The 23,163-nt window shown below is 49.4% G+C and carries 22 protein-coding genes; 14 read left to right on the forward strand and 8 right to left on the reverse strand.

All coding sequences use genetic code 11. The annotated features are described in order from the left end of the window. The 7 genes from AC5JLB_RS09395 (at position 1) to AC5JLB_RS09425 (ending at position 7,014) form a co-directional block, all read left to right on the forward strand. Complete coding sequence (locus AC5JLB_RS09395; protein ID WP_495873567.1) at positions 1-516, forward strand: SRPBCC family protein; 516 nt, start codon at positions 1-3, stop codon at positions 514-516. 124 nt (positions 517-640) lie between these two features. Further along, complete coding sequence (gene apbC / locus AC5JLB_RS09400; RefSeq protein ID WP_495873568.1) at positions 641-1,711, forward strand: iron-sulfur cluster carrier protein ApbC; 1,071 nt, start codon at positions 641-643, stop codon at positions 1,709-1,711. A gap of 92 nt (positions 1,712-1,803) precedes the next feature. Beyond that, on the forward strand, positions 1,804-3,087 hold the full coding sequence (gene rodA, locus AC5JLB_RS09405) for a rod shape-determining protein RodA (RefSeq protein ID WP_495873569.1): 1,284 nt from the start codon (positions 1,804-1,806) through the stop codon (positions 3,085-3,087). Between the two features lie 94 nt (positions 3,088-3,181). Next, positions 3,182-3,373 carry an NAD(P)H dehydrogenase subunit NdhS gene (locus AC5JLB_RS09410; RefSeq protein WP_495873570.1) on the forward strand — a complete coding sequence of 64 codons (192 nt, stop codon included), beginning with the start codon at positions 3,182-3,184 and terminating at the stop codon, positions 3,371-3,373. Between the two features lie 6 nt (positions 3,374-3,379). Beyond that, the gene (locus AC5JLB_RS09415) at positions 3,380-4,042 is read left to right on the forward strand and encodes an HAS-barrel domain-containing protein (protein WP_495873571.1); all 663 of its coding nucleotides are present in this window, start codon (positions 3,380-3,382) and stop codon (positions 4,040-4,042) included. 79 nt (positions 4,043-4,121) lie between these two features. Next, positions 4,122-6,254 (forward strand): cation:proton antiporter domain-containing protein, encoded by a 2,133-nt coding sequence (locus AC5JLB_RS09420; protein WP_495873572.1) that lies wholly within the window; start codon positions 4,122-4,124, stop codon positions 6,252-6,254. 340 nt (positions 6,255-6,594) lie between these two features. Then, positions 6,595-7,014 (forward strand): response regulator, encoded by a 420-nt coding sequence (locus AC5JLB_RS09425; protein WP_495873573.1) that lies wholly within the window; start codon positions 6,595-6,597, stop codon positions 7,012-7,014. 119 nt (positions 7,015-7,133) lie between these two features. Here AC5JLB_RS09425 and AC5JLB_RS09430 read toward each other — a convergent pair whose 3' ends face one another. Continuing rightward, positions 7,134-7,340 (reverse strand): hypothetical protein, encoded by a 207-nt coding sequence (locus AC5JLB_RS09430; protein WP_495873574.1) that lies wholly within the window; start codon positions 7,338-7,340, stop codon positions 7,134-7,136. A gap of 141 nt (positions 7,341-7,481) precedes the next feature. On the opposite strand from AC5JLB_RS09430, the gene uvrC reads away from it, so the two are divergent. Next, on the forward strand, positions 7,482-9,434 hold the full coding sequence (gene uvrC / locus AC5JLB_RS09435) for an excinuclease ABC subunit UvrC (protein WP_495873575.1): 1,953 nt from the start codon (positions 7,482-7,484) through the stop codon (positions 9,432-9,434). A 436-nt stretch (positions 9,435-9,870) separates the two neighbouring features. Here uvrC and AC5JLB_RS09440 read toward each other — a convergent pair whose 3' ends face one another. Beyond that, positions 9,871-10,575 carry a PHP domain-containing protein gene (locus tag AC5JLB_RS09440; protein WP_495873576.1) on the reverse strand — a complete coding sequence of 235 codons (705 nt, stop codon included), beginning with the start codon at positions 10,573-10,575 and terminating at the stop codon, positions 9,871-9,873. A gap of 343 nt (positions 10,576-10,918) precedes the next feature. On the opposite strand from AC5JLB_RS09440, the gene AC5JLB_RS09445 reads away from it, so the two are divergent. Next, a complete protein-coding gene (locus tag AC5JLB_RS09445) occupies positions 10,919-11,773 on the forward strand; it encodes a sensor histidine kinase (RefSeq protein ID WP_495873577.1) in 855 nt (284 codons plus the stop codon). Positions 11,774-11,802: 29 nt separating this feature from the next. Here the strand turns inward: AC5JLB_RS09445 and AC5JLB_RS09450 are convergent, their stop codons facing one another. Beyond that, positions 11,803-12,495 (reverse strand): response regulator transcription factor, encoded by a 693-nt coding sequence (locus tag AC5JLB_RS09450; protein ID WP_495873578.1) that lies wholly within the window; start codon positions 12,493-12,495, stop codon positions 11,803-11,805. A gap of 68 nt (positions 12,496-12,563) precedes the next feature. Beyond that, positions 12,564-13,505, reverse strand: a complete 942-nt coding sequence (locus AC5JLB_RS09455; protein ID WP_495873579.1) for a glycosyltransferase family 2 protein — start codon at positions 13,503-13,505, stop codon at positions 12,564-12,566. An 84-nt stretch (positions 13,506-13,589) separates the two neighbouring features. Here AC5JLB_RS09455 and AC5JLB_RS09460 point away from each other — a divergent pair, with 84 nt between their 5' ends. Beyond that, positions 13,590-14,081, forward strand: a complete 492-nt coding sequence (locus tag AC5JLB_RS09460; RefSeq protein ID WP_495873580.1) for a TIGR00725 family protein — start codon at positions 13,590-13,592, stop codon at positions 14,079-14,081. Between the two features lie 91 nt (positions 14,082-14,172). Further along, positions 14,173-14,451: a DUF7219 family protein gene (locus AC5JLB_RS09465; RefSeq protein ID WP_495873581.1), complete on the forward strand. Its 279-nt coding sequence runs from the start codon at positions 14,173-14,175 to the stop codon at positions 14,449-14,451. Positions 14,452-14,528: 77 nt separating this feature from the next. Here AC5JLB_RS09465 and AC5JLB_RS09470 read toward each other — a convergent pair whose 3' ends face one another. Next, entirely contained in the window at positions 14,529-16,010 is a 1,482-nt protein-coding gene (locus AC5JLB_RS09470) for a DUF4335 domain-containing protein (RefSeq protein ID WP_495873582.1), read from the reverse strand. After that, complete coding sequence (locus tag AC5JLB_RS09475) at positions 16,007-16,642, reverse strand: DUF3038 domain-containing protein (protein ID WP_495873583.1); 636 nt, start codon at positions 16,640-16,642, stop codon at positions 16,007-16,009. Before AC5JLB_RS09475 ends, AC5JLB_RS09470 begins: the two co-directional genes overlap by 4 nt. 440 nt (positions 16,643-17,082) lie before the next feature. Here AC5JLB_RS09475 and psbP point away from each other — a divergent pair, with 440 nt between their 5' ends. The 3 genes from psbP (at position 17,083) to AC5JLB_RS09490 (ending at position 19,602) form a co-directional block, all read left to right on the forward strand. Next, positions 17,083-17,631 carry a photosystem II reaction center PsbP gene (gene psbP / locus AC5JLB_RS09480; protein ID WP_495873584.1) on the forward strand — a complete coding sequence of 183 codons (549 nt, stop codon included), beginning with the start codon at positions 17,083-17,085 and terminating at the stop codon, positions 17,629-17,631. Positions 17,632-17,737: 106 nt separating this feature from the next. Next, entirely contained in the window at positions 17,738-18,391 is a 654-nt protein-coding gene (locus AC5JLB_RS09485) for a Maf family protein (protein ID WP_495873585.1), read from the forward strand. A 179-nt stretch (positions 18,392-18,570) separates the two neighbouring features. Next, positions 18,571-19,602 carry a protein kinase domain-containing protein gene (locus AC5JLB_RS09490; protein WP_495873586.1) on the forward strand — a complete coding sequence of 344 codons (1,032 nt, stop codon included), beginning with the start codon at positions 18,571-18,573 and terminating at the stop codon, positions 19,600-19,602. A gap of 38 nt (positions 19,603-19,640) precedes the next feature. On the opposite strand, the gene ppc is transcribed toward AC5JLB_RS09490, so the two are convergent. Beyond that, positions 19,641-22,757 (reverse strand): phosphoenolpyruvate carboxylase, encoded by a 3,117-nt coding sequence (gene ppc, locus AC5JLB_RS09495; RefSeq protein WP_495873587.1) that lies wholly within the window; start codon positions 22,755-22,757, stop codon positions 19,641-19,643. Positions 22,758-22,906: 149 nt separating this feature from the next. Beyond that, positions 22,907-23,146 (reverse strand): hypothetical protein, encoded by a 240-nt coding sequence (locus tag AC5JLB_RS09500; protein ID WP_495873588.1) that lies wholly within the window; start codon positions 23,144-23,146, stop codon positions 22,907-22,909. Positions 23,147-23,163: the final 17 nt, after the last annotated feature.

Consider the following 23,163-nt stretch of genomic DNA (forward strand, 5'->3'; position numbering starts at 1 on the left):
ATGTTTTATAGTCCGTGGAAATTCTTCCGGCGCAGGCAGCGTCGCGTGCAGCGATCGCTCGCCAAAACCTATCAAGCGGTTAGTACTGCCTCGGTGGATGTTCTATGGAAGAAGATTATCGATCTCGATGACGTATCCTGGCATCCCTTACTGTCCAGCACCAATGTGCCTCGTGGACTGGTTGCTAAGCCTGGATTAATCTATGAAGCTGTGACTCGACTGTCACCCTTTCCGATTCGGATCTTTGTCGAGCGGGTTGATCCAGGCGAACTTTTGAAAGTCCGAATTCTCGCCATTCCCGGCATTGAAGAACGGGTGACTTACGAAATTAAGTCAACCCTTTGCGGCACTCGGGTGACCTACTCAATGACGCTACATGGATGGTTATCCCCCTTAATTTGGTCAATTATTAAGCCCTATGCCGCTAGAGTTGCCTCTGATTTAGCTGAAGCGGCAGAGCATCCAGAGCGAGAAATTCCTCACAAACCGTCGCAACAAGGCTGTTTTGACTTCTAATCCGTTTTTTTATTCCTGGAGGAGACCTCCGCATAGCGGTAAGATCGAAAAGACGCTTTTTACGTCACATTTCCTTGCTGAGCAATTTACCTAAACCGCCCAGCGATCGCATCCTGCTCAAAACATGCCGACAACCCTCAGTTCTGAATCTGTTTTAGAAGTCCTTAAACCCGTTCAAGACCCCGAACTGCGAAAGAGTTTGGTGGAACTGAATATGATTCGCAATGTCAAAGTTGAGGATGGAACCGTAAGCTTTACCCTGGTTTTGACAACGCCTGCTTGTCCATTGCGGCAGTTTATTGTAGAAGACTGCGAGCGGGCCGTGAAAACGCTACCCGATGTGAAGCACGTCGAAGTAGACGTGACGGCTGAAACGCCTCAGCAAAAAGGATTACCTGATCGCGTTGGCATCGAAGGTGTTAAGAACATCATTGCAGTTTCTAGCGGCAAGGGCGGCGTTGGCAAAAGCTCTGTCGCGGTAAACGTGGCCGTTGCGTTGGCCCAAACCGGGGCAAAAGTCGGACTGATTGACGCCGACATTTACGGCCCCAACGCGCCGACTATGCTCGGGTTGGAAGGCTCTAGCATCACAGTGCGGCAGTCCCCTCAAGGCGAAATTCTGGAGCCTGCGTTTAATCACGGCGTGAAGCTGGTGTCGATGGGCTTTTTGATTGACAAAGATCAGCCCGTGATCTGGCGCGGTCCTATGTTAAATGGAGTGATTCGCCAATTCTTATACCAAGTGCAGTGGGGCGATTTGGACTATTTGATCGTCGATATGCCCCCTGGAACCGGAGATGCGCAACTGACGATGGCGCAAGCTGTGCCTATGGCAGGAGCGGTTATTGTGACCACCCCTCAAACCGTTGCTCTGCTCGATTCTCGTCGCGGCTTAAAAATGTTCCAGCAACTGAACGTTCCCGTACTGGGAATTGTTGAGAACATGAGCTACTTTATTCCGCCGGATCTGCCCGATAAGCAGTACGACATTTTTGGCTCTCAGGGCGGCGAAAAGACGGCTCAAGAGCTGGATATTCCATTACTTGGCTGCGTTCCGCTAGAAATTTCCTTGCGGGAAGGTGGCGATCGCGGCATTCCGATTGTCGTTGCCGCTCCGGATTCTGCGTCTGCCAAAGCGCTCATTGCGATCGCAGGGCAAATCGCTGCTAGAGTATCGGTTGCCGCACTGACTTGATTTTAGAAAGATCGGCATTTCGACGACATCTTCGACATCAAGGGCAATCAAGAGGGTTCGTCTCCGCCCCTATCTCCCCATATCCCAACGCTATGTTCCGCAAATCCAAATCGTTCTTACCGCCTTATCTCAAGGGGCTGTTGCAGCCGTGGCAAGAAATGGACTGGCTGCTGTTTGCAGTCCCTATTGGCTTGAACATTTTAGGCGGACTCATGATCAGCAGCGTGGAGGCAAACGCTGGATTAACGGACTGGTGGCGGCATTGGATCACGGGCGGCATTGGCATTATTTTGGCGTTGCTGATCGCGCGGTGGCGCTACGACCAGTTATTGCAGTGGAAATGGTGGGTCTACGGCTTAACCAACAGCATGTTGCTGCTGGTCATGTTCTTTGGAACCGAAGGACTAGGGGCGCAGCGCTGGATCAACATCTTCGGGTTCTACCTCCAACCCTCTGAGTTTGCCAAGCTGGGAATTATTATTACGATCGCAGCCATGCTGCATCAGCGATCGGCGTCCACCATTCCAATGGTGATCAAGGTTCTAGCCGTTGCTGGTGTACCGTGGATACTCATCTTTTTAGAACCTAATTTAGGCACATCCTTGGTATTTGGAGCCATCGCAATTGGGATGCTCTACTGGGGAAATGCTAACCCAGGATGGCTACTCCTGCTCATCTCTCCCATCATTTCAGCGATTCTGTTTAATATGCTGCTGCCCGTTTGGGGAGTCGGAATTGCCGCGATCGCGGTTTGGATTCTGTTAATCGGATTTGTGGCTTGGAGAACGTTGCCTTGGAAACGCTATGGCACGTTAGCTCCCGTTGTACTGAATCTTCTAGCGGGAGGATTGGGGCGCGTCCTCTGGCAGTTTGTTCTCAAGGACTATCAGAAAGCTCGCATCGTCATGTTTAGAAACCCAGAGCAAGACCCGCTTGGGGGCGGGTATCACTTAATTCAGTCCAGAATTGCGATCGGGGCTGGAGAACTTTGGGGACGAGGACTCTACAAAGGCACACAGACCCAGCTAAACTTCATTCCCGAACAGCACACCGACTTTATTTTCACGGCGATCGGCGAAGAACTCGGTTTTATTGGAGCGGCGGCTGTCCTTCTATCATTTCTGCTGATTTGCTACCGATTACTAGTTATCGCTCAAAACGCCAAAGACGACTTTGGTTCTCTGATCGCGGTCGGAGTTTTTTCGATGATTGTCTTTCAGGTCACCATTAACATCGGCATGACAATCAATCTTTCTCCAGTTACTGGAATTCCCCTGCCGTGGCTGAGTTACGGAAATGCTGCGTTGTTAATGAATTTTCTCGCCCTTGGATTGGTCGAATCGGTTGCCAACTTTAGGCAACGGTTGAAGTTTTAAGGGCACTGGAGACACCCAAAAATCGAGATTTATGCCCACAAGCAAGCCTCGGCTTGTAGACTTGAGAGTGAATCCCTTCTTTTTCCCATTCATTATGCTTTTACCTGGTGCTGCCGTTCGGGTCACAAACGGTGATGATACTTATTACGGCTTTCAAGGCCTGGTTCAACGAGTCAGCGACGGCAAGGTTGCCGTTCTGTTTGAGGGCGGCAACTGGGACAAACTTGTGACCTTCCGTATGACTGAGCTAGAGCTTGTTGAAAGCGGAAGCAAAAAGAAAAAATAACGAACTATGCGTCTTCCGCTTCCCCAATTTGCGGCTCAACAGCGATCGCCAGATCACATTGCCGAGGTGATTGAAACCGCGACTACTGAGTTCTTGTGTCAGTGCCTAGAGCCTGACGACCTCAGCTTTCCGGTGATGCCGCCGTTTGGCAGTTGGGTCAAATCCGTGGATGAGGAATCGGGAAACATGATTTATGCCGTGGTTTACCACGCTACGACTAGCCCGATCGATACCGTCCATCGGGCTAGAGCGTTAGGCATGTCGCTTCAGGAATTGCGAGAACAACAGCCGCAAATCTTCGCCATGCTCAAGACTGAATTTCGCGCCGCGATCATCGGCTATCGTGCGAACACTCATAAGAAGAACGGAGCCTCGTTAGGGGGCATTTTTCAGCACCTACCGCCGCGTCCACCGCAAATTCATCAAGCCGTTCATCAATGCACCGCCCAAGAAGTCGTTGAGTTTAGCGAACAACTCGATTTTCTCAGAACCCTGCTTCAAGTTGGGGGCGCTCCAGTAGATGCTTTAACAGCCGCCACCATTCGAGAAATTTATCAACTTAGAAAAGCAGATCGGGCTTGGCTTGTGCAAGCTGGACGAATGCTGAGTTTGTTGCTGAAAGACGACTACGATCGCTTGCGGGTGATCCTTAGCCAAATTCATCTCTAGGCAGATTGTAGAAAGAAAAGTCACCTGGTATCTGTAAGGTTGCGACAGAACGCTTTACCTCCCTAACCCCAAATCTTGCATGCTACTAGTTGCTGGTCCGACTCAACAGGAACCCATCGTTCCTTTCCTCATCCTGCTTGCCGTAATTTTGGTGATTCCCCTCCTGTTTGAGCGGATGCGTTTGCCAGGATTAGTTGGACTGTTGGCAGCAGGTGTTGTGCTGGGTGCCGACGGACTACAAGTTCTTAAGCAAGAATCAGAATCAATGCGGCTGTTATCAGACATCGGGTTAGTCTACCTGATGTTTGTAGCGGGGCTAGAAGTTGATATTGAACAATTCAACCGCACCCGCAATCGATCACTCGGCTTTGGCTCATTTACGTTTCTCGTTCCGCTGCTGACTGGAATAGGCATCGGACGCCTATTCGGTTTCGATTGGAATGCATCAGCTTTAATTGGTTCGCTGCTGGCATCCCACACTCTGCTGGCGTATCCTATTGTGAGCCGATTGGGCGTCGTCGGCAACGAAGCGGTGACCGTGACGATCGGTGCAACCATTTTTACGGACATTGGTTCGCTGTTAGTTTTGGCGGTTTGCGTTGGCATTCATGCAGGAGACTTTTCCCTGCTCAAGCTGGGTATCCTACTTGGGTCATTGGCCATCTACACCGTTGTGATTTTGGTCGGGTTCGATCGCGCCGGGCGAGAATTCTTTAAGCGCTCTGGCGACAATGAAGGCAATCAGTTTCTATTTGTTCTGCTGGCGCTATTTTTAGCTTCAGTTGGAGCACAACTCATTGGCGTTGAGAAGATTGTCGGTGCGTTCTTGTCTGGGCTTGCCGTGAATGGAGTGGTCGGCAACGGTCCGGTCAAGGAAAAAATTGTCTTTGTTGGCAGCGTTTTATTTATTCCGATTTTCTTTGTTGATATGGGGCTGCTAATTCGAGTTCCAGCCTTCATCAAAAACTTGACTAGTCCGCAGCTTCTAGCGCTGACAGGGGCGATCGTACTGGGTTTAATTGTAAGTAAATTCGTAGCAGCCTTATTTGCAAAGCTTCTCTATCGCTATAACTGGCAAGAAATGCTGACAATGGGGTCGTTGTCGTTACCCCAGGTAGCCGCCACGTTAGCTGCTACTCTAGTCGGATACCGCGTCGGGCTGCTGTCAGAAGGAGTTTTGAATGCCGTCATCATTCTGATGTTGGTGACTTCCATATTAGGACCTGTTCTCACAAGTCGCTTTGCTAGTGGTTTGAGGGTAGAAGGTAGTGATCTCCAGACCGCAGGGGTTGCTTCAGGCTCTGCTTCAGCGACGTTCGATTCGTCCAGAATCGTTGTTCCAATTTCCAACCCCAATACAGAGCGGTATCTGCTTGAAATGGCGGCAGTAATTGCGCATCATCAGCCCGGGCAAATCTTGCCCCTAGCGATCGCGCTCCACCAGGGTCAGTTAGATACCCCTTCTGTGCAAGCGGCGATTAAGCGCAGTGAGATGCTTCTAGACAATGCAACCGCTATCTGCAATGAATTGAATGCCGAGAAGGATTTGAATGCAGAGGTTGAACCTGTGCTAAGAATCGATGACAAGGTTGCTCAAGGCATTGTCCGTTCTAGTCGAGAACACCATGCTAGTCTGATCGTGATGGGCTGGCAAAAGCGCAGTCGCTTTCAAGAACGCTTGTTTGGAAGTGTGATTGACACTGTGTTGTGGTCGTCTCATTGTCCGGTCGCGGTGAGCCGGTTGTTGAAGTCCCCTTCCGACATGCAGCAAATTCTAGTTCCGATTGAGAACTTGACTCAGCGATCGATCGCGGCACTGCAACTCGCTGAAATTATTGCGACTGAAAATCAGGGACGGCTGACTATTTTGCATGTCTGCGATCGTAGAACGCCTCCTAACAAACAAGCCTGGATTCGTTCTCAACTAGCATTACTCATTAAGAAAGACAATCCAACGTATGAGTATGAGGTGCAACTTGCCCCTAGCGAGGATGTTGCCAGAGCTATTTTAAGTGCCTCTCAATCTAGTGATTTGCTGGTGCTTCGCTCGTCACGTCGCCCTACTAGCGCTGGAGGGTTGCTAGTCGGTGACATTACGTTTAAGGTGGCGCAGCAGGCGACATGTTCGGTTGTCATGCTAGGTGAACCAGAACGAATGGCGAGAGCAGTTTTATCTACTCCACAACCTGTTCAACGCCCTTCTCTAACCTGATATTAGACCCATCCCTTAAGAGTTAAACAACCTTGTTCTCAGTTCAACCCTCACTCTTAATACATTCACTCTCGATACAAAAATACTTGTACCTTTCTTCAAGCATTGGCTTGGAGGCGCGGAGTTGAATTTCAACTTCACCTTGATCAACTGAAGTTGAAATTTTCTGTAAATTTGCTCGGATTGACTTGAGTTTGTTTGAATAAGGATGTGAAATTCTATACAAGCCAGTCTGTCCGTAGCTGGCGACGAATTTATATGGGTAGCAACCTTTCAATAAAATCGCTCCCCTAATCTCTATCGTTGACCGACAATGATAGTCAACACGGGTGCATACGCGATGACAACTCAAGAACTAGGTTCCGATTCTCCAGTCCGCGTTTTACTAATTGAGGACAATGAAGCGAACCGACGATTGATGAATGATTACCTCAGTTATTGCGGGTACAGTGTGCTAGCTTTAGCAGAAGGTTGCTTATTCGAGTCGGCGATCGCGGAATTTGACCCTCACGTGATAGTGCTGGACTTGAAACTGCCAGATATCGACGGTTATTACCTACTAGAGCGGTTCCAGCAACATCGAGAGTGGCAACATATCCCAGTCATTATTGTGTCTGCCTATGCATTTCAAAAAGATCAGCAACGCGCTTTAGATCTAGGCGCAAGGCGATATCTCGTTAAACCGATTCGGCTCACAGATTTGATTGCGATTATTCGCGAAGAGTTGGCAGAACCAGAATTAGGCAACTCTGAACAGTAGCCGATTACAGAGACTTCCGAAACGAGGAGGATCAGCGACTTTTGAAACAGCCTTTCTCATCCCTTGCCTCACGCAATATTTGGGGATTGCCATTTGGGGATTGCCTCAGCCTAATGTTGCTACGGCTGAGAGCGTGCGGAAACTTCTACACCGTTTTGCTGACTTGCGATGTAAGTTTCGATTGTTCTGCCAAGCTCTTTAACCGTATTTCCTGACTCCAAGATTTGTGATTCCACGGATGAAAGCAACAGCATTGCAGCCTGTAGCTGATTAAGAGCGATTTCCAGGCTCTCGCGAGTCTGACTCTCAAATTCGTCTAAATTCATGTTTCCGTACTGGCAAGTCTAAATTTATACCTATGACTATAATCACTACGGTTCGGTGATCGGCAGTATGAAGCGAGCAGATTGATTTAAAATTTAAACATGGCTTCCTCTATATAAAGCTTTGAAGTTTACCTTACCTCTGTGACTTCATCCACAAAAACACTCGCTCTAATTCAAGATCCAGACCGTTTAGAAGCACGCCTTAAGGAGATCCCACAAGAACCTGGCGTCTACTACATGCGGGATAGCAGTGAGCAGATTCTGTATATTGGCAAATCGAAGCGGTTGCGATCGCGCCTCCGCTCCTATTTCAACGGTCATGACACTCGACCTCGGATCGCATTGATGATGCGGCAGGTGATGGAGATTGAGGTCATTGTCACTGACACTGAAGCAGAAGCTCTTGCCCTGGAAGCAAACTTGATCCGGCAGCATCAGCCTCACTTCAATGTGCTGCTCAAGGATGACAAAAAGTATCCCTACCTCTGCATCACCTGGTCGGAAGCGTATCCTCGAATTTTCATTACCCGAAAGCGCCGCATGGCAAAGGAGCGCGATCGCTATTACGGTCCTTACACCGATAGTCGCACCCTGCGGACGACGCTTCATCTAGTCAAGCGAATTTTTCCACTGCGGCAACGCCCGCAACCGTTGTTTAAAGATCGCCCTTGTTTGAACTACGACATTGGCAGGTGTCCTGGCGTCTGTCGGTCCATGATCTCTTCAGAGGATTATCGCAAGACGGTTCAGAAAGTCGCCATGATCTTTCAAGGACGAACAAGCGAGTTGGAGGAGACTCTCACCGCTCAAATGGAGAAAGCCGCAGAAGATCTAAATTTTGAACACGCGGCGCGATTGCGCGATCAGATTGTGGGACTAAAGAGCTTGGGAGCAGAGCAGAAAGTCGCGCTGCCGGATGATACGGTGTCGCAAGATGCGATCGCGCTTGCCGCAGATGAACATCATGCCTGCGTTCAACTCTTTCAAATTCGTGCAGGTCGCCTCGTCGGACGGTTGGGATTTGTAGCCGATGCTCAATCGGGAGAACCCGGAGCCATTCTGCAACGGGTGTTAGAAGAACACTATCAAAGCGTCGATCCGGTGGAGATTCCGGCGGAAATTCTGGTGCAGCATGAATTGCCAGAAGGGGAGATGCTGGCAGAATTTCTCAGTCAGGCCAAAGGACGAAAGATTGCGATCGTGCATCCTCAACGCCAAAAGAAGGCAGAATTGCTGGAAATGGTGGAGCGCAACGCTGAATTTGAACTGGCTCGGACTCAGCGATTTGCCGATCGCAACACTCAAGCCATGCTTGATTTGGCAGAAATTCTAGATCTGCCCGAGCTGCCGCGTCGGATTGAAGGCTACGACATCTCTCACATTCAAGGCTCAGATGCTGTGGCATCTCAAGTTGTTTTTGTCGATGGAATTGCGGCAAAGCAACATTACCGACACTACAAAATTAAGAACCCGAAAATCACGTCTGGGCATTCAGATGATTTTGCAAGTATGGCAGAAGTGATTTCGCGTCGGTTTAAGAAGTATGCAACGGCAAAGGCACGAGGCGAGACGATCATTCCTGCCTCTCAACCTTCAACGCTGAAAGCGCAGTCATCCTTGGCAGACTTTCCAGATGTGGTTATGATTGATGGCGGAAAAGGTCAGCTTTCTGCGGTGGTTGCTGTTTTGCGGGAGATGAATTTGCTCGATGATGTCAAAGTCGTGAGTTTGGCAAAGCAGCGCGAAGAGATCTTCCTGCCTGGTGAATCGCTGCCGTTGCCAACCGAGGCAGAACAGCCCGGAGTTCAACTACTCCGGCGGCTGCGAGACGAGGCGCACCGATTTGCTGTGAGCTTTCACCGTCAGCAACGCACGACTCGAATGCGGCGATCGAGCCTTGATGAGATTCCGGGGTTGGGACATTATCGCCAGAAGCAACTTCTCGCTGAGTTTCGCTCGGTTGACTACATTCGAGAAGCCACCCCTGCTCGACTGGCAACAGTTCCAGGAATTGGTCCGCAAGTGGCTCAACAAATTTATAACTACTTTCATCCGAGCCAAGCCTTTGCATCGGATGAAGGAGCAGATGAATGATTGTAAAACTGGAATCTAATTCTTGAGTGATAGATGATAAGTTTGCAAAGTTAGATGTAGCGATTTTAAGTTAAATTGCGTTTCTCACAAAACCTTGGCGAGATTGATATTGTTAGATAACTCGCTAAACTTTAGGAAAAATTAACATTATGCAACCTACTCAAAAGCACCTTGGTCAATCGTTCGGAATGGTCTTACTGTTTGCTGTGACTTGTGTTGGACTCATTGCTATGATGTCTCGCTTTGCTTAATTTATTTCTTAAGCTCGCATCACCATCACACTTTCATATTGCCTAAGCGGCAGATTCTCATTCAGATTCTTCATTTTGCTTAACAATTTTTTGGTGCGAGCGCTAATCCTTCTCATAATACAAACTATAAAAAAGGGCAGAAGCATCTTCAAGATGCTTCTGCCCTTCATTTTTGGTAGAAATTATTAAATCCGCTGCACCAAACTTAGACCATGGGTATCGGTGCCGCAGGTGTTGAATAAGTTGTACTTTGCACCTAATTGCTGGACATGCTGTGTCTCCTTAGGGCTGGGTCGCCAAGGTTTAGGATTGTTGTACGAATAGAAAGCTTCTACTCCATCGATACCAGAGTTAGTGGCGGCGGGAATCAGATCATCTGGTGTTCGGCGGTACCGGGCTGGGTGCGCGAGGACGGCAAGCCCTCCCGCCCGATGAATAGCAGCGATGACATTAGATGCGATCGCGGCTTCTGCCAACGGAGCCTTTCCCTGCAAATAGGGCGCGATCGCCTCGTGCTCAGGATTAAAGGCAAACCCTAAAATGTGAACCTCAGTATCGAGCAATCTAGACGTAATTTCAGTTCCTGTCCATAAATGCGGCACGGCCTTCTGAGTTGACTGCTGCCACGCTTCGAGCCAACGTTGGGCTGCATAAAATCCAGCAATTTGGTGATGATCGGTAATGGCGAACCCTTTCAAGGAAAGCTTGATCGTTTGTTGTGCTAACAACTCAGGCTTTAATTGACCATCCGAACAGTGAGTATGCATGTGAAAGTTGTAGGAGCGCGGGCAACTTTCGGCAGTTAACGATGCGAACACCTGCCGAAGAGACGCCGCATCCTGCGCTGCTGGCTTCTCAAACGTTGAAACTGGAGCAAGATTAGCAGCCATAAGTGCCTCAACCATGAACTGGCTTAGTCGTTTACTATTCTTAATTTAGTCTATTCGTTGAGACATTATCTTAACAGCGATCTTCGTTTCAACTTCCTTATCAATGGTTGCGATAGAGCTAACCTAGTGAAAGTGGCACATCAACAAGGTTTCCACCCATAAATTAATGATAGCTTGTATAGTCAATTCTTCTGTATTCCGTGTTTTCTCTATAGCTTTGGGCGTGCATCCTTGAAAATGTGGTGGTAAGTTCAGTAATAACCGCGATGACAAGGCATCTTAGCTCTAAATCATCGGTGGTATTGTGAAGTATTGATTTCGGTCGAGTTCCCGAGAACGTTGAATGAGTTCGGATGTTAATGATGATGGGATTTCCCAACAGCTAGAAGCAATCTGCCAACGGCTAATTTTATTTCGCAATTCGCTCCGTGAAGCTCTAGAGGAACGTACAGAGGCGCAATCCATTTTCAGCGCGGAATTACAGCAAATTTTTGAAGAACTACAAGCCGCACGAATGACAATTCAGCAACGATCTTCTTTGACTAAACTGTTTGAGGTAGAACGGCTGCAGACCTCGTTACAAGAAAAAGAAGTCTTGCTGCGAGAAATTCATCATCGCGTGAAGAACAATTTGCAAATTTTTTCGAGTCTATTGGATTTGCAAGTGATGCGGACAGACGATCCGAGCGTTCAGGAGTTGTTACGGAGCAATCAGAGCCGGGTTAACTCGATCGCGCTTGTCCATGAGCGCTTATCCCAAGCGAGTGATTTAACTGAGATTAGCTTAGGCGAATATATCCAGGGCTTAGTTGTTACGCTAGTCCGCATCAATGCGATCGATCCAAATCAAATTGCGTTACGTATCCAAGCTGACCCTAATATCCAGGTGCTAGCCGATCGGGCAATTCCGATTGGGTTAATTCTTCACGAACTGATCTCAAACGCTCTAAAGCACGGCTTGCAAGGCGGAGGAGGCGAGATTTTCGTTGAGCTAGACCAAAATTTAGCAGGACAGGTGACGCTGGGGGTGAGTGACAATGGCAATCGGTTGTCCGCAGATTTTGACCCCAACGTCACGGATTCATTGGGATTTCAGCTAATTAATTCGTTAGTGCAGCAACTTAGCGGCACACTACAGATTGAGCGAGGAACTCAAACGACAGTTCGAGTCAGGTTTAACCTCCTCAGCGATCGCTAACGATAGGACTCACTATCTCAGAGAACTGACTATTTCGTGAGACCATGCTCTAGCGCAAAGCGAACTAGCTCTGTTCGGCTATTCGTGCCAGTTTTACTAAACAAACGACTGACATATTTTTCTACATTTCGGACGCTAGTCTCCAGGCGACGGGCGATTTCTTTGTTCATCAATCCGTCCACCACGAGTTCTAAAACGCTTTGCTCTCTGGGCGTAAAATCTAACTTCATCGGCGGGGGAGTCGTTGCGATCGCGCCTCTCTGAGTCAAGATCGCCCGAATCTCAGCAATTTGACGCGACAAATCGGCTACGTCTGGATTCTCGCCGTCACTACTTGCCGCTTTAATGGCTGCCCGTTGCTGAAGCAGACGAGTGACGATCGCGACCAATTCATCTGGGTCGAATGGTTTTGGCAAGTAGGCATCACAGCCTGCGCCATAGCCCTGAATCCGATCGTTGGTCATGCCGCGTGCCGTCAGAAACACAACAGGCAAGGTTTGAAATCTAGGATCTTCCCGCAACTGCTTTAGAAACTCATAACCATTGACCTGGGGCATCATCACATCTGTGATCACAAGATCAGGCAAGACTTGCTGCACCAGTTCCCAACCCTCGCGGGCATTGCTGGCAGTCTGCACTTCAAAGCCACTGTCTTCTAAGTAGGCTTGCACTGCCTCGCGAAGTCCTGGTTCATCATCTACCAATACGAGTTGCCCCGGCATTGCTGATCCTCTGTTTTGTTTCTCTTAATTTAGCGAACTTTGGGCGCGAGGATGCGATTTAAGCCGCTTTACAGCCATTCAATCTCTCGTGCTTGTTCGGGTAAAGTAGCTTGGCGTTGCCCGATCGCCCGGGCGTGAGCGCAAATCAAGCCGAGTGGAGTTCCCACTAAATCTACTGTTGCTGCTGTACCCAACATTCTCTGACTAGCTGAGAGCGGTAGTTCCTTCACGATCCAACGGGCAAGGCGGTAGGTGTACTCCCGTAAATTCGGTTCACGCATCAGATCGACGCCGTGCAACTCGTGAAGATAGCGATTAGAGCGACCATAGCGCCGCCATTGGCTCTTCAGTTCCGCTAGAGTAGCACGGTGGCGATGACGTACGATCGCTGATTCTGCAAATCGAAATTGCCAAGAAGTTTGTTTCAGAATTCGCCAACACAGATCGGCGTCGCCACCTGTGGTCAAGCAGGGACGAAACAACCCGACTTGCTTGAAAGCATCTAACCGGACGGCAAGATTTGCGGTTTGGCCGTAGGCGCAAAAGGGATGCGCGATCGTATGCTTTTGGGACAGCGTTTCCTGCCGCTCGGCATGTTGCTCTAACAGGGTCTGCCCCAGTAACGCTTGAATTTCTCCTGCGACTAATCCCACCACCGGATCAACAAACGGTTGAACTAAATGGGTGAGCCAGTTTGGTTTTGGGCGACAATCGGCGTCTGTGAAGGCGAGAATTCTACTCGTTGCGGTTCGGATACCCTGATTTCTAGCCGCGTAAGAGCTTTGAATTTGAGGTTCGCTGAGCGGACGGATTGTGATGGCTTCGGTTTGCGCCGCGGATCGGAGCAGATCGGAGGTGCGATCGCGGCTGCCGTTATCGACCAGCAGGTATTCCACACGATCGCGCGGGTAGACTTGCGATCGGAGACAGGCGAGTAGATCAGGCAAATCTGCTTCGCCGTTATAGATTGGCACAATCACAGAGACATTTGGCAGAAACAGGGAATCCATCGGTTCGTAGTAGTAGGTCTTGATTACAAAAACGATCCAGAATATCGTTCTTCTGTAAAGTACCCCCATCTAAATTTAGAATCGATGCCCAACATCATCATTGGCGTTATGGGAGCCGGCGAACAAGCAACGCCAACCGACGTTGAGAATGCTTATGCTCTGGGTCAAGAACTCGCTAAAGCCGGATGGGTGGTGCTAAGCGGAGGACGAGATGTAGGGGTCATGGATGCGGTGAGCCGAGGGGCAAAGCAAGGTGGAGGACTGACGATCGGAATTCTTCCAAATCAAACGACTGCCATGTCGGAAGCGATTGATATTCCAATCATCACCGACATGGGTAACGCTCGAAATAATATCAATGTTCTCTCAAGCCGCGTTGCGATCGCCTGCGGTATGGGAGCCGGAACCGCATCAGAAATTGCCTTGGCGCTCAAAGCAAATAAGCCTGTCATTTTGCTCACAGACGATCCTGTGAGCCAAGCTTTTTTTCAGCAATTGGGAGGAGAACAGGTGTTTGTTGTGCCAACGGTAAAAGAGGCAATCAGCACCGTCACGCATCTCCTGAAGAACAATTGAGATGTTGATTGGACTACTAATTTTTCTCGCTTTTTAGCACAATGCTTTAAAACAAAGAAGTAGCTTGACACATTTTGAGGTGCAAACAACTGTGGTAGACAATCGCGAGCCGTCAGAGATGGGCAGAGCCGATCGCAGCAAAGAAGAATTTCTATATCCGACTGCGCGCTATCGAGGAGAGTTCACCCCAGAGCATCTTGCCTTCAATGCCAATCTGCAAGAATTTGCTCAGAGAGTCTCGTTGCTGTGCGGGCTAGAAACATCTGGGAAAATTCCACCAGAGGAGGCTTACGACGATATTAAACGCCTTTGGAAGCAACTCAAGGAATCAAAGGAAAATCTGCTCAGACGCCCAGACGGCTCAGAATAGTAGGCGACTCACCCTTGGGTGCTGTTCACGCGATAGAAGCTTTGATTCGTGCCGGATTCATCGTGTGACGGACATCTTTAATTCTCCTTTTGATTGCCGTACCAGGGATTAATTTGCAAGACACCGCTTGGCTTAAAAACTACCTTAAATGAGGCAACTGACTCTTGCAACTGAGCATTCGGATCAGATGGTTTGCCAAGCTGGACTAGCGGTGTGTCTTTGATGTACTCACTAGCAGTTTGACTATCAGGCTCATAATCGACAATGGAACCATCTGCTTTCACACGCACTCGATACACCAAATCTTGGTCGAAGGGGGGCGTCCCTTTCCAGTTTTGGTCGATCGTATCGTACAGCTTCGGTTGCAAATTCTCTAGCTGCGCTTTATCTGTAATTTCTCCGGGCGTGGTTGAAACCGTGGGAGTTGGGAGGTTGGGAGAAGGGCTGGACGACGCAGGACTTGACGCGGCGGCTGAACTACTCGTAGGCGTAATTTCTAATTTGCCTTGAGGCGTGAAGACAACCTTGTACTGCGCGATCGCTTCTTGCACCGGAGCGCTACCGTTTGCTGGAATATAAAGCAAATTCAGCAAGGGCGTTTGCCCAACGTTGTTCAGCGCAGCCTGATTTTCAGCTTTGTAACCTACAATGTCGCCATTCCTCGCGACACCAAGGCGATATTCTAAATTTTCAGTGAATTTAGGCGTTGTCGTCCACTGCCCGTTGATTTGGTCATAGAGCCGTTTACTAAGAGCATTTAACTCTTGCGGATCCGTAATAGCGGCTGAAGAATTCAACGTCTGCTCTAACTGCGTCAAATCGGGAGATGGACTGGTAGATGCCAACGCCTCAGGAGAAGCACCGGCAGATTGGGAAGCAGACGGACTGGCAGACGGACTGACGATAGGACTAATAGATGGGCTGGGCGTGTTTGAAACCGTCCCTGGACAGTCTGAGGCTCCGGGCGTTAGACATTCTGGAGTTTTCACCTTGAAGGTTGGCAAGCTCACAAGGGCTAACGTGGCTAGCGCCAATCCAGACAATCCCACGGTTGCTGGGACAACTTGCTTGGCGATCGGCTCTCTACTCTTCGCATAGCGCTTCGGTACGGGTGCTAGGTTGAGTGACCAAAAGGGCAACGTTTGAGTATCTGCCACAAATTGATCGATCGCTTCAACCAAATCAAACAGCTGTACCGTGGTTAGATCCACCACCTGATGAGCCGTTATTGTATTGTTTTCATCTGGATCAACGCTGAGACGATGATGATTGCGATCGAGCCGTTCTAGCTTCACAAAAGAGGGGCGATCGCTGTAGGTATGGCGCGGTAGATGAATGCCGCTCAAAAACTCTTGGGCATACAAGCTCACTGCCGTCACGAGGCTTTCAAAAAATTCTCGACCGCCCAAGAGCGGCTTTTCTTGGCCCAAGTGGCATTCTGCATTGATCAGCAGCGACATCACCGGACGCATTTCAACATCGGTCGCCCCGTTTTGATCGGACAATCCTTCTAAAACGAGCGTGCAATTTGGCAAACTGTACTGGCGTTGAATGGTCATGACACTTCCCCATCGAACAAGCTAATCCACAAGCGCTGCATTCCAGAAGTCCCGGTGCAGAAAAGCAACTGGCTCAGTAGGTCTAATGCCAACTCGTTTAGTTTTTCATCGGAACTGTAGGCCATTACTCCCGCTCGACGCGGATTCATGCGGCTGCGAAAATGGGCGCGGAATCGCTCTAAGTACTCGGACAACCGGAAGTGATGATCGGGCGATAAATTCTTTTCGCTCAGTTGCTGATATGCCAGCAACAGTTGACGAATCAACACCGTTAACCGCCGTGCCAGGTAGCAGGTGACAACAACCAGGGCTTTGGCTTCAAGCAAGGTCAGAGGCCGACGTTGAGCATAGCGCCGAAAGGGATTTGTACTCCGCATTCGCCAGAGCGCGACGCGATTTTTGAGAATGCCACGCAGATCAAAATCGTTGGCGATCGCTAAAACCGCTTCTGACCCGCCTAAGTCGAGGGCTTCAATCGCTAGCAACAATAGATCAATCTGCAACCGCGTTCGAGGAGGACATACACCCTCCGCGACGGGAGGATCAGGCAAATTATCCAGAATAATAGGCGTGGAAGGGATTGACGGGGCAGATGGACTATTCAACTGCATTACGCTCACGGAGACACTCATTCCAATTGCGGCTTACTAATCAACGAGACAGGATACACCTGAATACAACAAGAACCTTAAAAGTTCCTGGTTCTAAGGCGGGCAACTTGATCTTAATGTTGAGCCGATTTACTCGACATCCACGAGAATTCTACCCAAATCGGGATCGCGATCGATAGATTCTCATCAAATGTCAAGCTAAATGTTTTGCAATCAATCAACTTTTTATTCTAATCGGCTAACGATTGCTTCTGTGATAAGTTTGCTCATTCATTCTGCCAAATCAGCCGAAGATCGGTGGATAAATTGATCGCGCCTGACAAGAGAAATGGGAGAATGGGAAGAACTTACATCAATCTCTAAACCTCCTGATTTCAAGCTTGGGCTGCGAAATTATGGCTTCAGAAAATGGGCGTAAGGAATTATTTTTCGAGTTGATCACATTGCTAGGAAACAGAGACATGCTCAAACGAATGGTTGCTATCCTGCTGGTTGTTGTTGCCTTGAGTTTGCAGGGTTGTGTTGCGGGGAGCGTGACCGGAATGAAAAGCTTTTCTGACAGCATTGATGGTTATCGGTTTTTGTATCCTAACGGTTGGCTGCCAATTAAAGTGAGTAACGGCCCAGATGTGGTGTTTCATGACATTATTGAGCAAACCGATAATGTCAGTGTGGTGATCAATCCGGTGCAAGGCAAGAAGACGCTGGCCGATTTGGGAACGCCGAGTGAAGTAGGCTATCAGTTGGGTAAGAGCGCGATCGCGCCTGAAAATTCTGGGCGAACTGCTGAATTGGTGTCGGCTGAGGCGCGGGATGTCGCGGACCGGCAGTACTATACGCTGGAGTATTTGGTGACGTTGCCGGATCATAGTCAGCGACATAATTTGGCCAGCGCGATCGTGTTTCGGAATAAGCTGTATACCTTCAATGCTTCGACACCCGAGGATCGGTGGGGCAAGATGAAGGATGCGCTGGAATTAGCCGTGCGATCGTTCTCGGTTGATTCTTGATGGGATTGGGATGAATTTGGGTTGATCGAACGATCGGTGGATTTTGGATAGCAGAGACGCGATATATCGCGTCTGTACGGGGGCAGCATATTTTTTGGTTTTTATCATGATTCCTTTTGTCTTGGCGTCTGCATCGCCTGCCCGTAAACGATTGCTGCATACAGCGGGAATTGAACCGTTGGTCTATCCCAGCGATTTTGATGAATCGCTGGTCAAGGTTACAAATCCGTTAGATTTAGTCGAAATTTTGGCGCGGGGAAAGGCAGAGGCAACGATGAGAGCGCTTTTTTCTCGCCAAACCGAACTTCCATCAGGGTTCTTCTCCCGCACTCCAGGTTTAATTCTCGGTTGCGATTCGATTCTGGCGATTCATGGTGAAATTCATGGTAAGCCTAGAGATGCTCAAGATGCGATCGCGCGATGGAAACTCATGCGTGGACAGATGGGCGAACTCTATACAGGTCATGCCCTCCTGCGCCCCTTCACGACCGAACAAGGCTCCTTGATGCCCTATGCGCCGCTGGTGCGAACCCAAGTCACCCGGGTTTACTTTGCAGAAGTGAGCGATCGTCAAATCGAAGCGTATGTGGCGACCGGAGAGCCACTCAACTGTGCTGGGTGCTTTGCGTTAGAGGGGCGGGGTGGCTTATTTGTCGAAAAGCTGGAAGGCTGTCATACCAATGTGATTGGCTTAAGCTTGCCGCTTTTACGACAAATGCTGAGCGAGGCAGGCGTCGATGTCATCGACTATTGGCGCTAAGGCCATTTAGATTCAGAACGTTTAGATTTAGGACATTTAGATTCAGTCGGAGCGGCTCAGAGTATCGATTACTAAAACCGTGAAGATTTGCCCGCACCCCCAAATCGCTTCCTAAACTAGAGGTAACTCTAGTGCTCTTGCTGCGACCACTCCCCCGGTCTCCAACTTTTCTAACCGACGTGCCGAATTGGAACAAAATTATTTTGGACGAAACACATGTTGGACGAGTGGATCGCTCGAACCTGTTGTGCGATCGCTACGAAATCCGTAAACGAATCGGTCGGGGTGGATTTGGCGTTACCTTTCTAGCGCGAGATACTCAGCTTCCCGGAACGCCGCTTTGCGTGATTAAGCAACTGTGTCCTAAAGTGAGCGATCAAGGGCTGCTAGAAAAGGCTCGTCAGCGATTTGAACAAGAAGCTACCGTTTTAGGTCGGTTAGGTACTCATTCTCAGATTCCGCATTTGCTGAATTATTTTGAGATTGAAGGCGAATTTTACTTGGTTCAAGAGTATGTCCGTGGTTTGACACTCAGTAAAACCGTGCGTCGTACTGGAGCCTGGTCAGAAGAGAAGGTCAAACGCTTCTTAACCAGCTTCCTACCCGTTTTGCAGTACGTTCACAAAAATCAAGTGATTCACCGGGACATCAAGCCCTCAAATATTTTGTATTGCCCAGAGGATGGACGCTTGGTGTTGATTGATTTTGGAGCGGTAAAAGAAAAAGTGATGACGGTTGATCCGGCAACCTGTCTAACGTTTTCGACTCAGTTTATTGGAACCGTAGGATTTGCGCCTCCAGAACAGCTTTCCTTGCGCTCTGTGTTTGCTACCGACCTTTATGCGTTAGGCATGACTTGCCTCTTTTTGCTGACGAGTAAGCCGCCTCTAGAGTTTGAATACGAACCGCGCACCGGAGAAATTCTGTGGCATCAAGATGTGCTGGTGAGCGATTATTTTGGACAAGTCTTAGACCGAATGTTGAAGGTGGCGTTAAAAGAACGATATCAATCTGCCGAAGAAGTATTGAGGGCGTTGGAATTGGAGTCACACTTAGAGGTGCTGCTGCCCTGTATGAACAATCAGCCCCTCGCTCCCCTTCCAGAGCCGCCCCAACCCGAAGAATTTATTTCCCCAATTATCCGAACGGCAAACGCGATTCGCGAATGGCAAGCTCGCCTCAACACCAAACGCCCTGAAGACAAAGCTTGAAGATAAAGAGAGTCAACGCCTAATGACAGAACCTTAGATCAGCCCGTGTTTCTCATTCCGGCCGCAATACCATTGATCGTCAGCAGTGCGCCCCGGAGCAGTTCCCCTTTGCTGTAGCGCGATCGCACCACGCCAGAGGCAGCCAATGTCTTGTGCTGCCGCAGTCGCTTCAATAGCGACACCTGCAAGAATCCGAGCGGAACGATCGTTCCGTTGCGCAACTGCACCGATCGCTGCAACTCCGGATCGCCGTCTAGCAATCGCTTGTGTCCGGTGATTGTCAGCACCAGTTCACGAGTGAGATAAAACTCGTTGCGAATCTGCTCGAACACAGGCGCAAACCGCTCTCGATCCTCTGGAAGCGTCAGTTCTTGAACGTAATAACTTGCAATTTGGAGATCGACTTTAGAGAGCGTCATCTCAACTCGTGAGATCGCCATTCTAAAGAACGCCCACTTGTAATAGAAATAACGCATCAGGGCAAGATGTTTCTCCGGGTTTTCGTCGAGAAACATCTTTAGTGCCGTCCCGACTCCATACCAAGAAGGCAACAAAAATCGGCTTTGCGTCCAGCTAAATACCCAAGGAATCGCTCGCAGACTACCGAGATCTTTTTTGCCGCCACGCCGGGCAGGGCGAGAGCTAATTTGCAGTTGGCTAATTTCTTCAATCGGGGTGACTTGATGGAAGAAATCAATAAAATCGGGCTGTTCGTAAATCAGAGCACGGTAGTGAGCACGCGATCGCTCGGCCAATTCTTCCATCACTTCATGCCACGGCTGGATATCGTCAAATCCGGTTCGCAGCAAACTTCCTTGAATCACCGCTGTGGTGACGGTTTCTAAGTTGTAGAGTGCCAACTCCTGCAACGAATACTTCGACGCCAACACCTCTCCTTGTTCGGTAATTTTGATGCGACCGTTTACACTCCGCCCCGGTTGCGCCAGGATTGCTTCATAGGCCGGACCACCTCCCCGCCCCACCGAGCCGCCGCGCCCGTGGAAGATTCTCAGCGCCACCCCATAGCGATCGGCGATCGTTTGTAGGGCTTGCTGGGCCTTGTGAATTTCCCAATTGCTGCTGAGAAATCCAGAATCTTTGTTGCTATCAGAGTAGCCCAGCATCACCTCTTGCAGCGAAAACTGAGGGAGATCCTCTGGCTGATTTTTCCGCTGTTCGTACTGCTCAAAGCCACCCGACAGCATGGCGCGATAAAATGGTAGCTCAAACACGCCTGTCATGACTCCCGGCGCTTTCTGCAAGTCTTCTACGGTTTCAAAGAGCGGCACCACTCGCAGCGTCCCGATTCCAGTCACAGGATCGTACAGCCCAGCTTCTTTAGCGAACAGCAATACTTCTAGCAAGTCGCTCAAGTCATGACTCATGCTGATGATGTAAGTGTGGCAGATGTCAAGACCAAACTCCTGCTGCAACTTGCGCACCATGCGGAAGGTTGCGATCGCTTCCTGAGTCCGCTCTGAAAACGGCATCCCAGCCGGGATCAAGGGCCTACGAGTTTGCAGTTCAGTAATTAGCCAGTCGCACCGTTCTGCTTCGGTCATCTCGTTGTATGACTTCGGCAGCACTTGCAGATACTCCACAATCTCGTTCATCGTCTCCGCGTGGCGCGGACTTTCTTGGCGAATGTCGAGATGAGACAGATTGAACCCAAAAATTTCGACTTGAGCGATGAGATGCTCCAAATCGCGACAGCTTAAGCCCGTTTCAGCTAAATTACGCTGAATCAGGTGAAGTTCCGTTAGAAAATCGGTTCCAGACCGATAATACGTCGATTCGTCGTATTCCGGGACTTCCTGATGGAGGTAGTCACCACCATAGAGAATCTGGTTGCGATCGTGGGTGTTTTGCAACCGCTGGCTAATATAGGCCAGCTTTAAGCGATAGGGTTCCTGGCGGTAGCGAATTGCCAATTGATCATACACAGAGGGCATTCGCTGCTGGTCTTGCTCTAGCGACTCCAACAGATCAGGCAGAACGTCGCTCCAGTGCAGCGACAGGCTGAGCAAATCACTCAGACGCTTCACCGATTCAAGATATTTCTCTAGAATTGTTTGACGCTGATAGCAGGCCGTTTGCCAGGTGACTTGAGACGTGACGGATGGATTGCCATCGCGATCGCTGCCTACCCAAGAGCCAAATTGACAGAAGTTTCGTCGGGGCATCTGCATGGCTGGAAAGGAAGCATGAACCGTTTGCTCTAGCCGTTTAGAAAGATGCGGAATCGCATCAAACAGAACTTCGCGGAAGTAGTGCAAGGCGTTATCGACTTCATCTAAAACCGTCGGCTTAAATTGATGCAGTTCATCAGTGCGCCACCACAGGCGAATCTCTTCCGTTAACTGCTCTCGCAGGGCATCCGCGTCCCATGATGCTGCTAGACCCATTGCTTTAAGGCTATCTTCTACCCGGTCAAGTTCTCGCAAGATTTTGACAATCCGGCGCTGCTTATCGCGAATTGTGGGGCGCACAATCTCAGTCGGATGGGCCGTAAAGACGAGCCACACATCCAACTGATTGATCAGCCGTTGAATCTGCTGAGGCGGAACATTGAGTTGCCGCAATCGCGGGAATAACCAGCGAAAGGTTCCGATTTCACGGCGAGAGGCATCTTCATGCAGACTGCGCTCTAGAAAATCGGCTTCGGGTCGATTGGTTAATTCTTCATCCTGGCGACCGCTGCTCTTTGGTTTCTGCGACGGAACGCCTTCACTAGCAACTCGATACTGAATTTGCTGATCTCGTTGCTCGTAGTGTTGCTCAACAATGTTGATTAGTTGAAAATAAAGCGCAAAGGCGCGGGCAGCCCGAATCGCCTCATTGAGATCGAGCTTTTCGACGACCTGCAACACTTCTGATCCGGTGAATGTGTTTGCTTGTCCTTCGGGGGAACACATATGTCTTAGCTGATTGAGCAAATCAACGAGTTCTTGACCGCACTCCTGTCGCAAAACAGCTTCCCAAAGATCCTCAACTGTTTTAACCCGAAGCCGCAAAAATAAATCAGACGTCATTAAATTATCAGACGTTATCAAGTTAGCAGAGGCTGTCGGTGCAATGTCTTCGGGTTGTGGCGGGGTAAAGCTGATATCTGTGACGAGACCAGAATCATCTTGCGAGGGGAGGAGTGAACTCATAAAAGATAGTCCAGCAGGAGTCTTAGATGGGTAGAGCGAGAGGGGAATGGGAAGATGAGCTAACGCGCGAAGATGCGGTTAGAATTTCTGAATTATCGGATAACTGCACTCAAAACTCAAAGTTTAGAAGGAGCTAAGTTCAGAAAGAGCTAACTTTGGTCGGTCGGCGTGTCCGAGTCTTCAGAGAAATCTAGCGTGGGTAAGCGATCGCCACGAAACACCTCCTCGCTCATCGCGCCGACCTCTGCGATCGCTCGCGCTAGGGCTTGTGCGCCCACGAGTCCAACTAACACGGGAACGGTTGCCACACTGAGAGCAATTTCTGAAGGAATAAATCCAAATAAACGCGAGTCACGAGATTGAGCGGAGGACGAATCAGTAGACTGCATCGATAGTAATCCTGAAT

The organism is Myxacorys chilensis, from assembly GCF_059505265.1.

What these genes read in the sequence shown, in the direction of transcription:
- AC5JLB_RS09450 (WP_495873578.1), bottom strand. Translation starts at nt 12,495, where the DNA reads ATGCCGGGGCAACTCGTATTGGTAGATGATGAACCAGGACTTCGCGAG.
- AC5JLB_RS09410 (WP_495873570.1), top strand. Translation starts at nt 3,182, where the DNA reads ATGCTTTTACCTGGTGCTGCCGTTCGGGTCACAAACGGTGATGATACT.
- rodA (WP_495873569.1), top strand. Translation starts at nt 1,804, where the DNA reads ATGTTCCGCAAATCCAAATCGTTCTTACCGCCTTATCTCAAGGGGCTG.
- AC5JLB_RS09470 (WP_495873582.1), bottom strand. Translation starts at nt 16,010, where the DNA reads ATGACCATTCAACGCCAGTACAGTTTGCCAAATTGCACGCTCGTTTTA.
- AC5JLB_RS09445 (WP_495873577.1), top strand. Translation starts at nt 10,919, where the DNA reads ATGAGTTCGGATGTTAATGATGATGGGATTTCCCAACAGCTAGAAGCA.
- AC5JLB_RS09475 (WP_495873583.1), bottom strand. Translation starts at nt 16,642, where the DNA reads ATGAGTGTCTCCGTGAGCGTAATGCAGTTGAATAGTCCATCTGCCCCG.
- AC5JLB_RS09440 (WP_495873576.1), bottom strand. Translation starts at nt 10,575, where the DNA reads ATGGCTGCTAATCTTGCTCCAGTTTCAACGTTTGAGAAGCCAGCAGCG.
- psbP (WP_495873584.1), top strand. Translation starts at nt 17,083, where the DNA reads ATGCTCAAACGAATGGTTGCTATCCTGCTGGTTGTTGTTGCCTTGAGT.
- AC5JLB_RS09500 (WP_495873588.1), bottom strand. Translation starts at nt 23,146, where the DNA reads ATGCAGTCTACTGATTCGTCCTCCGCTCAATCTCGTGACTCGCGTTTA.
- AC5JLB_RS09420 (WP_495873572.1), top strand. Translation starts at nt 4,122, where the DNA reads ATGCTACTAGTTGCTGGTCCGACTCAACAGGAACCCATCGTTCCTTTC.
- AC5JLB_RS09415 (WP_495873571.1), top strand. Translation starts at nt 3,380, where the DNA reads ATGCGTCTTCCGCTTCCCCAATTTGCGGCTCAACAGCGATCGCCAGAT.
- AC5JLB_RS09395 (WP_495873567.1), top strand. Translation starts at nt 1, where the DNA reads ATGTTTTATAGTCCGTGGAAATTCTTCCGGCGCAGGCAGCGTCGCGTG.
- AC5JLB_RS09430 (WP_495873574.1), bottom strand. Translation starts at nt 7,340, where the DNA reads ATGAATTTAGACGAATTTGAGAGTCAGACTCGCGAGAGCCTGGAAATC.
- ppc (WP_495873587.1), bottom strand. Translation starts at nt 22,757, where the DNA reads ATGAGTTCACTCCTCCCCTCGCAAGATGATTCTGGTCTCGTCACAGAT.
- apbC (WP_495873568.1), top strand. Translation starts at nt 641, where the DNA reads ATGCCGACAACCCTCAGTTCTGAATCTGTTTTAGAAGTCCTTAAACCC.
- AC5JLB_RS09455 (WP_495873579.1), bottom strand. Translation starts at nt 13,505, where the DNA reads ATGGATTCCCTGTTTCTGCCAAATGTCTCTGTGATTGTGCCAATCTAT.
- AC5JLB_RS09460 (WP_495873580.1), top strand. Translation starts at nt 13,590, where the DNA reads ATGCCCAACATCATCATTGGCGTTATGGGAGCCGGCGAACAAGCAACG.
- AC5JLB_RS09485 (WP_495873585.1), top strand. Translation starts at nt 17,738, where the DNA reads ATGATTCCTTTTGTCTTGGCGTCTGCATCGCCTGCCCGTAAACGATTG.
- AC5JLB_RS09425 (WP_495873573.1), top strand. Translation starts at nt 6,595, where the DNA reads ATGACAACTCAAGAACTAGGTTCCGATTCTCCAGTCCGCGTTTTACTA.